The 15,296-nt window shown below is 35.9% G+C and carries 16 protein-coding genes; 3 read left to right on the top strand and 13 right to left on the bottom strand.

Annotated features, from left to right (window positions below):
• The 5 genes from xseA to RV15_RS03250 form a co-directional block, all read right to left on the bottom strand.
• A complete protein-coding gene (gene xseA, locus RV15_RS03270; protein WP_071876621.1) occupies positions 1 to 1,344 on the bottom strand; it encodes an exodeoxyribonuclease VII large subunit in 1,344 nt (447 codons plus the stop codon).
• Between the two features lie 9 nt (positions 1,345 to 1,353).
• On the bottom strand, positions 1,354 to 2,199 hold the full coding sequence (locus RV15_RS03265) for a bifunctional methylenetetrahydrofolate dehydrogenase/methenyltetrahydrofolate cyclohydrolase (protein WP_071876620.1): 846 nt from the start codon (positions 2,197 to 2,199) through the stop codon (positions 1,354 to 1,356).
• Positions 2,200 to 2,670: 471 nt separating this feature from the next.
• Positions 2,671 to 3,120, bottom strand: coding sequence for a transcription antitermination factor NusB (gene nusB, locus RV15_RS03260; RefSeq protein ID WP_071876619.1), 450 nt, complete (start codon positions 3,118 to 3,120; stop codon positions 2,671 to 2,673).
• Positions 3,113 to 3,538 (bottom strand): Asp23/Gls24 family envelope stress response protein, encoded by a 426-nt coding sequence (locus RV15_RS03255; RefSeq protein WP_069639263.1) that lies wholly within the window; start codon positions 3,536 to 3,538, stop codon positions 3,113 to 3,115. Before RV15_RS03255 ends, nusB begins: the two co-directional genes overlap by 8 nt.
• Positions 3,539 to 3,955: 417 nt before the next feature.
• Complete coding sequence (locus RV15_RS03250; protein ID WP_071876618.1) at positions 3,956 to 5,020, bottom strand: M24 family metallopeptidase; 1,065 nt, start codon at positions 5,018 to 5,020, stop codon at positions 3,956 to 3,958.
• Between the two features lie 173 nt (positions 5,021 to 5,193).
• Here RV15_RS03250 and RV15_RS03245 point away from each other — a divergent pair, with 173 nt between their 5' ends.
• A complete protein-coding gene (locus tag RV15_RS03245) occupies positions 5,194 to 6,003 on the top strand; it encodes a metallophosphoesterase (protein ID WP_071876617.1) in 810 nt (269 codons plus the stop codon).
• A gap of 68 nt (positions 6,004 to 6,071) precedes the next feature.
• Here RV15_RS03245 and RV15_RS18700 read toward each other — a convergent pair whose 3' ends face one another.
• The 3 genes from RV15_RS18700 to RV15_RS03235 form a co-directional block, all read right to left on the bottom strand.
• Positions 6,072 to 6,218 carry a hypothetical protein gene (locus RV15_RS18700; RefSeq protein WP_167364076.1) on the bottom strand — a complete coding sequence of 49 codons (147 nt, stop codon included), beginning with the start codon at positions 6,216 to 6,218 and terminating at the stop codon, positions 6,072 to 6,074.
• 237 nt (positions 6,219 to 6,455) lie between these two features.
• Positions 6,456 to 6,863 (bottom strand): pyridoxamine 5'-phosphate oxidase family protein, encoded by a 408-nt coding sequence (locus RV15_RS03240; protein WP_245791211.1) that lies wholly within the window; start codon positions 6,861 to 6,863, stop codon positions 6,456 to 6,458.
• A gap of 157 nt (positions 6,864 to 7,020) precedes the next feature.
• A complete protein-coding gene (locus RV15_RS03235) occupies positions 7,021 to 7,488 on the bottom strand; it encodes a DUF2798 domain-containing protein (protein ID WP_071876616.1) in 468 nt (155 codons plus the stop codon).
• A 617-nt stretch (positions 7,489 to 8,105) separates the two neighbouring features.
• Between RV15_RS03235 and RV15_RS03230 the strand changes: the two genes are divergently transcribed.
• Both RV15_RS03230 and RV15_RS03225 read left to right on the top strand, forming a co-directional pair.
• On the top strand, positions 8,106 to 8,978 hold the full coding sequence (locus tag RV15_RS03230) for a hypothetical protein (RefSeq protein WP_139242965.1): 873 nt from the start codon (positions 8,106 to 8,108) through the stop codon (positions 8,976 to 8,978).
• A 32-nt stretch (positions 8,979 to 9,010) separates the two neighbouring features.
• The gene (locus tag RV15_RS03225) at positions 9,011 to 9,586 is read left to right on the top strand and encodes a hypothetical protein (RefSeq protein ID WP_071876614.1); all 576 of its coding nucleotides are present in this window, start codon (positions 9,011 to 9,013) and stop codon (positions 9,584 to 9,586) included.
• Positions 9,587 to 9,753: 167 nt separating this feature from the next.
• Here RV15_RS03225 and RV15_RS03220 read toward each other — a convergent pair whose 3' ends face one another.
• The 5 genes from RV15_RS03220 to RV15_RS03205 are packed head-to-tail and all read right to left on the bottom strand — an operon-like array spanning position 9,754 to position 15,295.
• On the bottom strand, positions 9,754 to 10,890 hold the full coding sequence (locus RV15_RS03220; protein WP_071876613.1) for an SH3 domain-containing protein: 1,137 nt from the start codon (positions 10,888 to 10,890) through the stop codon (positions 9,754 to 9,756).
• Between the two features lie 60 nt (positions 10,891 to 10,950).
• Positions 10,951 to 11,346, bottom strand: a complete 396-nt coding sequence (locus tag RV15_RS03215; RefSeq protein ID WP_071876612.1) for a phage holin family protein — start codon at positions 11,344 to 11,346, stop codon at positions 10,951 to 10,953.
• Positions 11,347 to 11,361: 15 nt separating this feature from the next.
• Positions 11,362 to 13,089, bottom strand: a complete 1,728-nt coding sequence (locus RV15_RS03210; RefSeq protein ID WP_245791209.1) for a hypothetical protein — start codon at positions 13,087 to 13,089, stop codon at positions 11,362 to 11,364.
• Positions 13,090 to 13,103: 14 nt separating this feature from the next.
• Positions 13,104 to 13,277 (bottom strand): hypothetical protein, encoded by a 174-nt coding sequence (locus RV15_RS18695; protein ID WP_167364075.1) that lies wholly within the window; start codon positions 13,275 to 13,277, stop codon positions 13,104 to 13,106.
• Positions 13,277 to 15,295, bottom strand: coding sequence for a phage tail spike protein (locus RV15_RS03205; protein ID WP_071876611.1), 2,019 nt, complete (start codon positions 15,293 to 15,295; stop codon positions 13,277 to 13,279). Before RV15_RS03205 ends, RV15_RS18695 begins: the two co-directional genes overlap by 1 nt.
• Position 15,296 lies beyond the last annotated feature (1 nt).

The following is a 15,296-nucleotide window of genomic DNA, read 5'->3' as shown; positions in this document are numbered from 1 at the left end:
TTACTCCTCTTCAGCGGGTGTTATTTTTTCAATCACCGTATCTATTATGCCATCCACATAATGGATTTGAATTTTTTCTTTTACTTGCAGTTCATTGACTGACTTGATCACTTGTTGTTCTTTGGTTGTATAGCTATAACCTCGGCCCATGATTTTTAAGGGACTTAACAAATCTAGTTGTTGGACAGCAGAAGTAAATTGTTTTTCTTTATCTTTCATGTATCGTTCCATCCGATCATGAAGCGATTGATTCAAAAATTTTAGTTGCTGCTGCCCTTCTCTGATTTGTCCTTGAGGCGTTTGTTGTCTAAATTGAGCAATGATTTCTTGGGCTGTTCGTTGTTTTTGATGATAAATAGTTTCCATTGACTGAATCAAGCGTTGAGTGATTCGATCTAATTTGATTGTTTGCCCTTCATAGAGACGATCTGGCTGTTTGAATACATAGGAATTTTTCAAACGCTGATAGCGATCATTTTTCTGTTGTAATTGATATAGAAAGCTTTGCTCTAAACGAGTTTGTCGTTCTTTGATTTTTAGTAATTCTTCATTCAGTACAGGAACTGCTAATTCTGCTGCTGCAGTGGGTGTGGCGGCTCTGACATCGGCCACCATATCGGCAATCGTGACATCCGTTTCATGCCCCACCGAAGAAATAACTGGCGTTTGTGCCTGATAAATTGCTCGCGCTACTTTTTCTTCATTAAATGGCCATAGATCTTCTATTGATCCGCCACCACGACCAATGATCATGGTTTCAAAAGAACCTAATTCTTCAATACGCTGAATGTTACGAACAATATCATCAGCCGCCTGATCCCCTTGGACTAACGTAGGAAATAAAACAAGCTGAGCAATTGGATATCTTCGTTTTACAGTTGTAATAATATCGCGAATAACAGCGCCACTTGGACTTGTAACCACAGCAATTCTTTTGGGGTATCTTGGCAACATTTTTTTAGGCCCTTCAAACAAGCCTTCTTTTCCTAATTTTTCACGTAATTCGGCTAAGGCTTGATATAAAGCACCCACGCCATCTGGTTCCATATGCTCCACATAAATTTGATAAGATCCGCCACTTTCGTATAATGAAATACGACCAACTAAAAGGACTTTCATCCCTTCTTTCGGCTGAAATTTTAGCTTTTGAAAGGCGGATTTAAACATGATTGCGGAAATCTTCGCCCCATCATCTTTTAAGCTAAAATACTGATGGGCATTAGGACGCAGACGAAAGTTGGAAATTTCTCCTGTTAAATAAACCCGTTCCAAGTATGGATCAGCATCAAATTTGCGTTTTAAATATTTGGTTAAGGCTGTAACTGTTAAATATTGCTGCTCCATCTTCTCACCTTACTTTTGTTTTTTAGCGGCCTCTACTGTTTGGTACATCAACATCGTGATCGTCATTGGTCCAACGCCTTTTGGTACTGGTGTGATAAAGCTTGCAACAGATGACACTTCATCAAATTTTACATCACCGATCAACTTGCCATTTTCATCGCGATTCATGCCAACATCGATCACGACTGCACCAGGTTTTACAAATTCTTTTGTCACAAAATGACCTCGGCCGATCGCAACAACTAAAATATCTGCTTCTCTGGCCACCGCTGGTAAATCTACCGTTCTTGAGTGAGCGATCGTAACTGTAGCATTTTTCATCATCATCAGTTGCGCCATTGGTTTGCCAACGATATTACTTCGTCCGATCACAACTGCTCGTTTACCCTCTAAATCGATATCATAGGCTTCAAACATTTTCATAATACCATACGGAGTGCAAGGGATCATCGTCGGCTCACCAATGAATAATTGTCCCATATTCATCGGATGGAAACCATCGACATCTTTTTTAGGATCGACAGCTAATAATACTTTTTCTTCATCGATATGTTTTGGCAACGGTAATTGAACTAATATTCCATGATAATCTGGATCTTGATTGTATTGTTCGATCACAGCTAACAGATCTGCTTCTGAAATCGTTTCAGGCAGACGTTCGATTTTCGAACGAATACCAATTTTAGCTGCAGCTAAATCCTTGTTTTTTACATATGTTTGACTTGCCTGATTTTCACCAACCAATAAAACAACTAACCCTGGACGAATGCCTTTTTTTTCAAGTTCTTGCACTCCTTCTTTGATTTGCGCCTGCATTTTATCTGCTAATTCGCGGCCGTTGATTAACTCTCCCATTAAGATCACTCCTCATTTTTGTTTGTATTCTTTCATTTTAGCATAATTTGGCTAGTCTTAACACTCTATAATCCTTATCTCCTGGAATTGTATATCAATGAAACTTCTCTCTCTTTACACACCTTGTATTGTTCATCACCTACTCCGGTGGAGCCAATCGGGTTTCCTTCAACTCTTAGATATTTAGCTCCTAGAGTTTGATGAGATCGAAACGTAGTGGAGTGATTCACTAGTAAGGTTACTTCTCTCCCTTTACACGCCTTGTATTGTTCATCATCTACTCTGGCGGAGCCAATCGGGTTTCCTTCAACTCTTAGAGCTTTAGCTTCCTAGAGTTTGATTAGATCGAAACGTAGTGGAGTGATTCACTAGTAAGGTTACTTCTCTCCCTTCGGTCGCCAAGTATTGTTCATCATCTACTCTGGCGGAGCCAATCGTAGTGATTCACAACAAAAAAGATTCAAAGTATTTCTACTTTGAATCAATATCTTTCATCACATTGGCTAACACACCGTTAACGAATTTTCTTGAACGGTCATCACTATATTTTTTAGCTAATTCAATCGCCTCATCTAAAGCAACTGTGTTAGGCACATCACCAACATAAAGCATTTCAAAAATAGCCATACGCAAAATGATCAAGTCCATTTTAGCAATACGCGTGATCGACCAGTTATTCCCTAAATGTTTTTTGATAATCTCGTCTAGTTCTGCTTTTCGATCACAAACGCCGCCTACCAATAAATCCAAATAAGTTGGGACAAATTCTTCCCCATCTTCACTAATGATTTCTTGATTATCTAACTCCAATGCATAAGAAATCGCATCTTGTTTTGTTAAGTCAACATTAAAATCTAAAGGAAACAACGCTTGAAGCGCCTTTTCACGAATCTCGTGACGAGTGAAACTTGGCTTACTCATTTTCTCCCTCATCTTCCGGGAATAATTCATCAAAATCTGGTTCAGGCAGCTTTTCAGGAACTACTGCTACTACATGAATATTCACTTCAACTAAATCAATGTCTGTCATGAACAACACTTGCTGTTTCACACGATCTTGCATTTCTAATGCTACTTTAGGTACAGAGATACCATAATTTAAGTAACAGTAAATATCGACCTTCAGACCTTCTTCTTCTGCTCTTAAATAAACGCCTTTACCGTGAGCAGCACGGCCAAGAAATTCTGTTACATTATTAGCAAATGTTCCACGCATGCCGTAAACACCATCTATTTTAGATGCTGCAATACCAATAATGACTTCAATTACTTCTGGCGCGATAACGATCTCACCTAAAGAATCTTTTGTATTGATCACTAGATTTTTTTCGTCAGTCATTTTAATCCTCCTTATAATAAAAGCGTAGCAGGCTCGACATGTCTCGACAGAAAAATAGGAAAAACTGACTGAGACGTTTTTTGTCTCATTCCGTTTTTGTTTTTTTCCGAGAGACAAGCCTGCGAAGCTAGATAATACATAGGTAACAACGTTCAGCTCTGACAGGAAAATATGAATGAGGTACTTTTTCCCGAAGAGCTAGTCCGCAAAGCTAGATAATTCCAACGTTAGTATAGAAAAATTTTCCTTAATCGCTAAAACACCTATCTAAGTTTACATTCACCCATAGTTTATCATTAATTAGTTCGTTTCGCTACCAAAAAAACTATGAGAAATTTAGTCGAAAGCGGTTTATCCTTAGAAAATAGTTTTAGCCAAGATATCCGCCGTTTTTTTGCTCATTAATACGGGATTCTTTTATAAAATAATCAACTCTTTAGGAGAATGAGTCAATACCCGGTTCCCTTCTTTAGTGATCAATAGATCATCCTCGATTCTAACACCACCAAGACCTGGCAGATAAATTCCAGGTTCGTCAGTAATCACGTTCCCAGAGACAAATTGTTGATCCGCTCTGAAAGAAACATTAGGTCCTTCGTGGATCTCCAAGCCAATTCCGTGGCCTGTACTGTGGCCAAAGGCTTCGCCATATCCATATGAAGCAATATGATCACGAGCGATTGCATCTAACTGAATACCAGTTAATCCTGGTTTAGCCTCGTCTAGTACTTTTAATTGTGCTTCCAAAACGATTTGGTAAATATCTTTCAACTTACTATCAGGCTCACCGATTGCAAAAGTTCTAGTCATATCTGAAACATAGCCTTCATAATAGCAACCAAAATCTAATGTAATCAAATCGCCTTTTTCAATGACTTTTTGGCTCGCAACACCATGAGGCATCGCTGAACGTAAACCACTGGCAACGATCGTTTCAAAAGAGACGCCTGAAGCACCTAAAGAGCGCATATAAAAATCTAATTGATTAGCGATTTCAATTTCTGTCATCCCTGGTTTGATTACCGTTAAAATATGTTTAAACCCAAGATCGGCAATGCTACACGCTTTTTCAATGATTGCAATTTCTTCTTCATCTTTCACTTCACGTAACTCTTCGATTAAACCTGCTACTGGAATAAGATCACATGGCGTGATTTCTTCTAGTAAGCTGTATTCTGCAAAGCTGACAAAAGTCTCTTCAAATGCTAAATTGGCTAATTGTTCCTTTTCAGCAATTGCGACAACTTCATCATAAATCGGACCAGCATTTTTAATGATTTCAAACCCTTGTGCTTGGGCTGCTGCTTGTTCTGTATAACGAAAATCAGTTACGAAAAAAGCTTTATCTAATGTAATTACAGCTAATCCTGTTGTTCCAGTAAAATTCGTTAAGTAACGTAAATTGTACGGACTTGTGATTAAAAAACCTGAAAGATCATTTTTTTTCATTAACTCTCTTAATTTATTTACTCTTACCATCATTTTTTCATCCTTCTTTCCAAAATAAGTTCCTCTCTATTATAGCAAATAATGATTTTGAAAAACACCGAAGACACACAACCTCTAAATTATTCTAAAGTTTCAGTCTGTTACACATCATTTTACCTTTTTTTAACTTCTTTTCGTTATACTATGTGGAGAAAGTGAGGTTCCAAATGAAAAAAAGATACTTTTTTTATTTAGTCTTATTAGCCATTATCGGCATGGTTCTCTATGCCTTTTTTATAGAACCGAAAAGAATTGTCACACATAACTACACCGTAGGAAGTAACAACGGACAAAAACCTGTCAAAGTCGTTCAACTTTCAGACATTCATATTCAAGAGAACTATCCAGCTGCACAATTAGAAAAAATCGTTACAAAAGTCAATAATGAAAAGCCTGATATTATTTTATTTACGGGTGATTTATTTGATAACTATGCAAAATATGGACCATCTGAAGAAGTCATTACTGCATTAAGTAGACTAACAGCTCCCCTCGGAAAATACGCCGTTTGGGGCAATCATGATTATGGCGGTGGAGCTGCTCGTGTTTACGCTGAGATTCTGGCAGCAGCCGACTTTCAATTATTAGAAAATTCCGGTGTCAATCTTTCAGTTTCAAATGGAAAATCAATCTATATCGGTGGCTTAGATGATGCTATGCTAGGAAATCCATCGATTGATGATGCATTAGCAAACCGCCAAAGCGACTATACTATTTTAATGAGTCACGAACCCGACAAAGCCGATGAAGTACTTGATCATGATATTCAGCTAATTTTATCAGGACACAGCCATGGCGGCCAAGTTAGATTACCCTTCACTGCTATTAAAAATGTAATGGCCGAAAAATATTTTGAAGGCTTTTATGATTTAGCAAACGAGACAACTTTGTATGTCAATACAGGTTTAGGCACTACAAAAATCCCAGTACGTTTTGGCGTACCACCAGAAATCGTCGTTTTTGACCTTTACATCTAAACTATTACTACAAATAAGCAGTCCAAATGGAATTCTTTTGGGTTGCTTATTTGTAGTAAGCTATTCATCTATCCAAGTTCCTTCACTCGTCCACCGATTCTATCAGCAAACTTTTCTGCATAGTGTTTATTAAAGAAGATCCGAACACGCTTTTTATCTCTTGTACGTTGTCCGTCTTTACCAATATATCCATGTAATACTTTTACAGCGTACATCTTCATTCCCCCTTTACTTATCGCTGATTGACGATGACTAACTATACCCAAAAGAACTTAACTCAAACATAAAACTTTTTGAATAAAGAATGAAGACCTATTAAGAAAAATCAACAAAGGCTTAGATTTTCTTAAAAATATTTTTCCCATTAGAAAGAATAAAAGAAGTAGAGATCAACTATCCTCTCCACCCCTTTTACAGATTTTATTTAAATAAACAATAGAATTTTTTTAGTACTAAACAATGATATCTTTTGTTTTTTTGTCCATATGTATCCTAGCTGTCCATGTTTCAAAATTAACTAAAACGGGTTCTGAGTGATTCATTTCTTTTTGGTACGTTGATAATTTAGGTTCGATTGCTTCCCTTGATTCAATTTGTTCAATCGTAAACTTCCCTTTTAAAAGCAAACTTTCATGCTCGATTTCCTCATAACAACAAACAGAGCCATTTGGATTACATTGAATATTTTTAACGGTTTCACCATTGCCATCCAAATAAAACTGTAACTTTAACAAGCCCTCTCTCCACAGCGGTTCAGAAACGGTAATAACCGTTGGAAAATCACGTTTATCAATTGTTGAAATTAAAAATACTGTACTAGAATTTAATAATCTGACAATTCGCTCATGTATTTCCATCATTGAAGGCCCCCACTTAATCAGAATTGTCCTAATTATAACAACTTTATAGCACATTTGAAAAGCTAGACCCTCTTTTTATTCAATTTTCCTTGAATAATAAAAAAAACGAATAAAGTAAAAATCCGTTCGTTGGTTTACTTTACTCGTTTTGATTTATTTAATTATTTGTCTCTTTTAGCCAACTACTTTGTCGACTCATCTTTAAAATCATTCTACAGATAGGACCTACAATCAACAACTGCAATGGCAACGCCATGATCAGGTTTTTAGTAAATGAACCAATATAATAGCTCAAAAAATTCTCCGTGAAACCAAATTGCATAATAACCCCGTACATCGACATAAAAAAGACCATTCCTAAAACCATACAGCTGGAAACCGCAATGATCATTTGAATATTTTTCTCTTTATTGACAGGTAAAGCAAAAGCAATTTTCTTGGCTGGTGACGAAACTACTAAGACATCAAATATAAATGCCACGATAAATCCTGGCACCAAGCCTCCAAATAAATTACTTAATGAAAATTGTCCATGTAATAAAAGATTATATGCACTCATTGAAATCACCATAGAAAAACAGACTATGGTTGTGAAAAATAATCCTTCTTTTTTGTTTTGCGGCATAAAACACTCTCCTTTAATTTTTGTAGCAGAGTTTATGCTATCACAAAAAAAAAATTCTCGTAAGTTAAAATTTTTTAATTATTTTATAATGATATTGATTGAAGCATAGATGCTTGTCTGATGGTACTAAAAAACTCTATCCTTAGTATAGGATAGAGTAAGTCAGTTCAACTATTATTGAGCTACTGGGTAAACAGACACTTTAAAATCCAGTGTTTCTAGTTTAATCTACCAAAGTTTAAAACGCCGTGTATCAGTGTTTTTGATAATTTACGTTTTCTATTTTAAGTTGGTTTTATTCAAAAGTATGGTCAAAGTATGGTCATTTCATAGAAGTAATTATTTCATTTTCAACGAAATAAAATAATTTCCTTTCCTCTTTACGTATTTATATGTAGAGGAGTTTTTTATGGATCAGATAGGTAAGTTGGTTTGGTTAATAAGGACAGTGCAGCACTGTGGGAGTTTGAATATTTTCAAGATGCTACATATTTGTATAAGCAGTTTGTTCTCAACGTGAGCGTTGAAGATAGGTTTGCAAAAATAGTTAGAAATAGTTTATAATATTTAAAAAAGGATAATAATATATGCCTAGAAATAAGAAGAACATCCAACTAATGAGTAAAGAAGAATTAGTTGAGGTATTAAACAACTACAGTTCGACTTTCCATCGTATTGAAAAAAGTATAAAGAAAAAGGAAGATAGTAAACTAACCAAGTTTAGGAAAAATGTACTTCCTTATTTTGTTTTTCTATCACTAACTTTATCAGGACTTTCACTTTGGTGGTCTTTTAAAATATATAATTTAGGAGAACAATATAAAAAATCTTTAAATTCTGTAAGCCTTACGATGGATTTTATTCATAAAGGAAAAATCTCCAACTCCTTAGATGATCCATACCTTACATTAGACCCTTATGATCGTTATCCGATAACATACCAAGAAAATAGTGGTGAAACATCGGAAAAATACCTTTTCAAATATAACATTGAATCTAACACAATTGAACCAATAAAATTAAATTCTAGAACCAAGGATGAAACTAATTGGAAATTATCTATCTCTAAAAATTCTAAAGCTAAAGATTTACAGGCCTACATTAAAATTAAAAATACTTCTGGTGTCTTTGAAGATATACTAGATACAAAATATTATAGTCCAGAAATTGATGAAAATTATTGGAAATCAAAAGATGAGATACTTTGCATCTTTGATCCATCTTTTGTTTCTCCAAAACATGAATATATTGGTATTTATTGTCTAGCAATAATTGGAAAAAACGAGCAAAGCTACTTAACTACTTTCATAACATCTTATGGAGAAAAAATAGAAGACAGGGATTACTCCAACTATTTTGATGGAATTGACATCTTTGATGAGTATAAATGGTCAAATTTGATAGAGGAAAAACCAAAACTAGAAAACATAAAAGATGCTGCACATATGACTTACGAAAAATCATTACAATTTTTAAAAAATATGCGCTAGATTATGAAGCTTACAATTAAAGGGAGATTACTATGAAGTTAATTAAGAATGGAGATGCCACAATGAATTGGGAATCGTTTTTTTCGTTTTGCATGAATGTTATTGGAACAATTGGCTTATTAACTATCATTAATTTTATTTTGTACATTAATATTGGTCAAGATTATGAGAATATAACAGTAAAAAAAGTCGATGCTACATCTACCCCAGCTTCGCTTGCGACAAAAGGTTATGATGTAATCGGGTTTATTAACCTGGATGAAAACAACGAGCATCCAAATCACACGACAATTATCATTGGACCAGAGGAAAAGCTTATGGAGAACATCAGATTTTTCATTTCAGATGGTACGTATTCAGATTCAACTGGTGAACCGAATTTCAAAAAACTAGACGGTAACAATTTAAACGATACTAGAAAATTAGAACCGCAACAATATTTACTTGTCACGGCTCCAATAACTGAGAACATTCCTGTTAGTAAGGTCACTTTTGATCTTGATTATAAAAAAGGAACCTATAATTTCACTAGTAATTTGAGAAGTGGAATAAATGATAAAATCACGCTTCCTATGAAAAGAACTTTGTTAAGCTTTCTAGCAAAATAGTATTTTATTTTTGTTTTCTATATGAAAAAATTAATGCAAGTATAGTTGGAAGTCCAAGTAACAATAATCCTTTCCAGAACTCTATATTATAAATTAATATTTTTATCTTTTCCATAATAGATTCCACCATTTCTATATCCCTTCTTATTTGAAGGGATTTTTTTCAATTAATTAAAGAAACCTCTGCCCCATGTTGTATCGATACGTCCATCATCTGGACCTACAGCAACATAACGACGAGTTCCCCCATAATCAACGTAACTTACCCATGCATAACCATTGGCCATGACATAACCATCATACTCCATTGATTCACATGGATCGTACCATGCTAATGCTTCACTCATAACTGTAGCATCTGGTGATACAGGTAAACTTTGATTTGTCGTAAATGTTCCATTCATAGCCACTAGATTAGACTCTTGAGGTTTAGATGGTGTATTCAGCTGATTAGGATTCCAAATCTCTACAATATCACCATCATTGACGTAACCTAATAACTTACCACTATTCTCAACCTTGTAAAGATTTTTACGACCGTTTAGTTTTTGAGTGATAGTTCCGACCTGTGTCCATTTTTGATCAGCCTTGATATGCTTTTCGTTTGGATCATCAGGCGTATTGTAAATTGTCGCAAAACGGATATGTTGACCCACTTTGTATTTAGGTGTATTTGGTTTGTTAGGTTTAACTGTCGTCTCACTACCATCTTCTGGCAACCCAACCATTAAGTCTTGGGCTAGACGAGCTTTGCTAACTCCCCACTGTGCTAAATATCCATAAGGATCTGTATGATCGCCCCACCAATTATTTGTGATCCACTCATGAGTTTTAATACCATATGGAGTGCCATCGTCTAAGTCAAAAGTAAATCCAGCCTGCTTTGCTAAACCTCGCGTCAAATTAACATATGCAGCGTAGTCTTTCTTAAAAATTTCCGCATTATTTGTGCGAGCTAACTCAATTTGGGCATAGGCTTTGCTGTTACCAGTAGCCCCAGCTCCATATTGGTAATAGCCGTTAGGCGCCAGCTGCTTAACTCTTCCGCCACTACCGACAAAATAAGATACATAGGCATTTTGCCAGTTACGTTTCATAAAGCTTACTTCACGATCCAAACTATCTGCGCCAACATTGCTAGGATTGCCAGCTTCATGTAATACGATAATCTCGTTACTAGCATATCCAGGATGGTAACTAAACTGAATTGGATCTTGCTCGATCATATAAGCTTGCGCACTCATTGGTAACATCAATCCTGTGACAACAATTAATGACAATAAAAACTTACTAAATTTTTTCATTTTAAAACCTCTTTCATAATTTTTATATAAAAAACAGCCCTCTTTCCCGAGGACTAAGATCTATTTGTCTTTACTTCTTAACTGGATAAAAATATCTTTTAATTTTTCAGGCATCGGGATAAATTCTGAAACATTCTCAAAAAACGAAATACCTTCATTTGCAATGTAAAACATGATTACAATCTCTCTGATTGGCAATCCGTCACCTACAATCTTTTCTGCTTCTACGGCCACGGCAACCACTAATAAAATCATGACTTTTTTTGCTATTCCGATCATTCCAATTGCGCTTGAAAGTTGTTTTGTAACAATTGCTTTAATCCATCCTGTTACGAAATCAACCACTATCAAAAATAGGAGGACTTCCAACACTTTATCAAAACCTCCTAATGAACCAGCTAAAAATCCTCCAGCAGCCCCAATCATTATTGAAACCCAATTTGCGTATTTTTCCATTTGTTCACCTACTCCCTAAATTTCTTTAACATATCGCAATACTACACTTACGCTTTCACCAGAGTTATTATTGTCTTGTCCGATAATCTGAGTATTGGTAATACGTACATGTTTATACGCAGGCTTACCACTTGCGCTGGTAGCTTGAATAGCCATTAATCCACTAAATACCTTAGGAACAATAACCACCGTGTAGTCTGTATTTTTTGGTTGTCCCCCAACATAGGTATCGAAAATCAGCACCCAACCCATACGACAATCACTTAATGTTTTTGTAGGCGTTACAGTTTGGCTACTGTTCAAAGACCAGATCCCCTCAGCAAGATACACGTTAGGTACTTCTAAATCTTCCTTTACCGCAACTTCTTTACCTTTATACTGCAATCCTTCGTTGAAATTTTTAGTACCTACCACTTCTTGATCTCCTGTTTGAGTAACAGCTTGACCCTTGATTGCATCAGAAACGTTTTTAGGATGCATGTATTTATTTGTACTAGTACCTGCAACTGCTTCTCCATCATTCGCAAAGCCAACGTTGTTTACATTTTCCAATCCCACTTGCTTCTTAGTTACGTTATGTGGGTTGTTTTTATCATCAACATGGGTATCAATTTTTTTATTAACATCTGCAGTTTTGGCAAACCCAGACTTTTCAAGAATATCTTGAGCATTTACAGATAATTCAATTTGTACGCCACTGTAATCAGTTTCTAAGCTTGATGAAGTGACACCGTTCGAAGGATCCGTATAGTTAATTAAATGAATAAAGCCTTCATCTGTGATAAAGTTTTTATCATTGATTTGGACAGAAAAATCTTTAAGTTCTGGTGCTGATTCTTGAATTTGAGTACTCCATGAATCTGTTGATTGTAGATAGGTTGCCACTTTAATATTTTTGTTGTTTGGAGAAGTAGCCTTTAATCGTTCGTTAATCGTAAATGACGTAAAGTTATTTTTAATGAACTCGACTGATTGCTGCTTATCTAATCCCTCAAAAATTTGTGGTATCAAAGCCTTAATAATCTCGATAATATTATAATCACCTCGTTGTTGAGGAATTACACCGCTTTGTGTTGATCCTGTAATAATTCCCGAATCGTCTCGACTTGCTAATTTATTGTAATCAGATTGAGATACTTCATTCCAGGTGTCTGATGGCTTTTTCAGTGTCTTAGCGGTAAAATCTGAGAAATATTTATCCGGATTGGTTGCTGTATTTCCGGCTGTCTTTCCTACAAAATCCATCATGATTTTGATATTTGAACTACCAACTAATAATGAGATACCTTCAGCTTTTGTCATACGATCGGCAAAATCTATTTGTAAACGATTCGCTAAAGTAGCTTGTTTAATACCTTGTGTATCTGTACGAGCCTGAACAATCTCAGGGTTACTATCGCCAGATTCCGCCACTAACTGGTCAAAATCATTTCTTAATGTATCAAACTCTTGTTTATTATTATTAGCTGTAGAAACGGCTTGATCAGCGGTAGTGATGGCTGTTTTTGAGTTGGCCATAGCTTGATTGGCTGTTTCATTCGCTTGGTTACCTGCTTCTGTCGCTATCTCAACAGCATCTTTACCAGCTTCATCTGCTATTTTTTTAGCTTCGGCAATCCCTTCTTTTAATTGCAATTGATAATCATCAACTTTTGCAGATGAAGCATTTGATTGATCTAAAATTGCATTGATTTTTATACGCCCTTGATTGAGCGTGTCTGTTTCTTTGATTTGTTCAACCATAGATTCTCACTCCTTTAGTCTGCATCGATATATTCGATAGTAGATTTTTGTAAAATTTTATTTCCAATCTTAATGAACGGCGTACTATTATCAATCAACTGTTCAAAATAATCGTCTAGCGTTTTACCTGTTTTATCAGTGATCACGAACTCTTGCTGATCGCTGATTAATTTAATTTTTAGCTGCATTAAAATTGACCTCCTAATTGTGATTGGATAAATACACGACAAATAACCTGCGCTTCGATCCGTGCAAGTTTGTTTGGCTTTATTTGAATTGTGTGATTACCTCTTGATATCTTGCCGCCACTTGTTTTACGCAAATAATCGACGATGTTCAGACGTTGTTGACTTGTATCATGTAGTTTTAGTGTTGTTCCGTCGACGATAATATCCACACTACTTGCACTGTTAGGTGCCTCATAGATTCCCCATTCGAGTGGATGAGTATGATCTGGTAAAGTAACCGTATGTGTGTGGTTCGGGATAGTAACTTTATGTGTATGACTAGGTATACTTACATTGTGGCTATGGTTTGGTATAGATACATTATGACTATGATTAGGTATCGGAACATTATGTGAATGCGCAGGTGTCGTAACTGAATGCGAGTGATTGCCACTTCCGCCAGCCGTAGTGATATCACCTCGTGATGTCGTATTTAGTATTAAAGTGTTAGTTTCTCCACGCCCCCAAAAATAACGAGGTTTGTCGCCAAATCCACCACTGTTATAATCGCCTCCATATTTGAACACCACATGTGTATGATCTCCGCCTGCACTGCTGGTTTGTGTACTCTGTCCATCAACTGAACTTGTTGCTACACTACCGCCACCTGCACTACTTGTAGCAACACCACCGCCTCCAGATGTGCTTGATACAATACTACCGCCGCCGGCTGAACTTGTTTGTGTACTAGCTCCACCTGCAGAAGTAGATGTAACTTTCGCACCTCCACCTTTTACAGCTTTTGTATAGCCTCGGTATCGCTTAGTTTTAAACGTCAACTCCACAGTATTCACATGAAAGACATCTTCATCAAGATAAAACTCGATAATTGCTGGATAAGCAGTTTCGCAGTTATCTTGGTAGCTATAGTTCAAAATATTGGTAGCACCTTGCGAATAGGTTTCATTAATCTGTTGCTTCCGTCCAAGATCCGACATTGTTGTTGTAATATCATCTTTAAGATTTCCTAGGTCTAACAAAAGATCCTGAGGTGCTCCAAATACATCATTTTTAGCTTCTTTCTTTATTCTTAGATTGACGGAACCATAATCATTTGTATTGATCATAGCAACGCCACCTTTGCGGAGTTTATCCACAATGAGTGGGTCATCCGTCAATTTTGTTAGATCAGCAGCTGTCACAGACCAACTAACTTTTGGAACCGACCACTTTTCTAACATGTTTATCGCATTATCTTTTAGAGCTTGTGGAATAGTAAATCTTTGATCAACCCATACATACTCAACTAAGCCATATTTTTTTATAGACTTTTTATCCTCAACATAAGAAATGCCATTATTAACTGACTTAATATTTACTTGATTGATCCCTTCACCAGCCCCTAAAGGATAAACTCGGTTAACTAAGTTATTTGGATCACGTTCTATTTCAAAACCTTGCATGTTATAGCCTTCTTGTATTCGAGCAACGACTTCCGTTTGCGGTCTTACAAGTGATAATTCAAACGGATAAACTTGTGTGTTCCATTCCCATACATAGTCTTCGTCAAAAGCTTGTGGAATGCTAAAGAGTGCATCAGCTAATCCATTCTCATTTTCCCAAGCATAAGAAAAATATCGAATGAAGTCACATTTTTTCAATACCCAATTCTTTGTCCGTTGCTTGTTTAATACATAATTAATTACATCAATCGTTTTACGGTTAACCAATTCATGGTAACCAAAAAGGACACTATCAAGTAGCGTCCCTAGTGCATGTGTAGCTGTGTAGTTAATTGTATTGTTACTAGCATCTTTTTGAATTGTGGATGGCATCACCCGATACAATCCAATGTATTCATTTTCATTATCGGTTAACTCTACCCATAACATTTCCTGCAGAAAATCATTTTTTGAATCATCTAAAGGCATTGTAAATTCTATATTTCCTATTTGGTTTTCAATTTTTTCGTAACTTACATTATATGCATTTTCGAGTATTGCTGTGTACTCCCGTTTGAGGTTCATTGCCATTAACAAG

It is taken from the genome of Enterococcus silesiacus, from assembly GCF_001886225.1.
Classification (GTDB): domain Bacteria; phylum Bacillota; class Bacilli; order Lactobacillales; family Enterococcaceae; genus Enterococcus_L; species Enterococcus_L silesiacus.
This window is presented reverse-complemented; position numbering and strand designations above follow the sequence as displayed.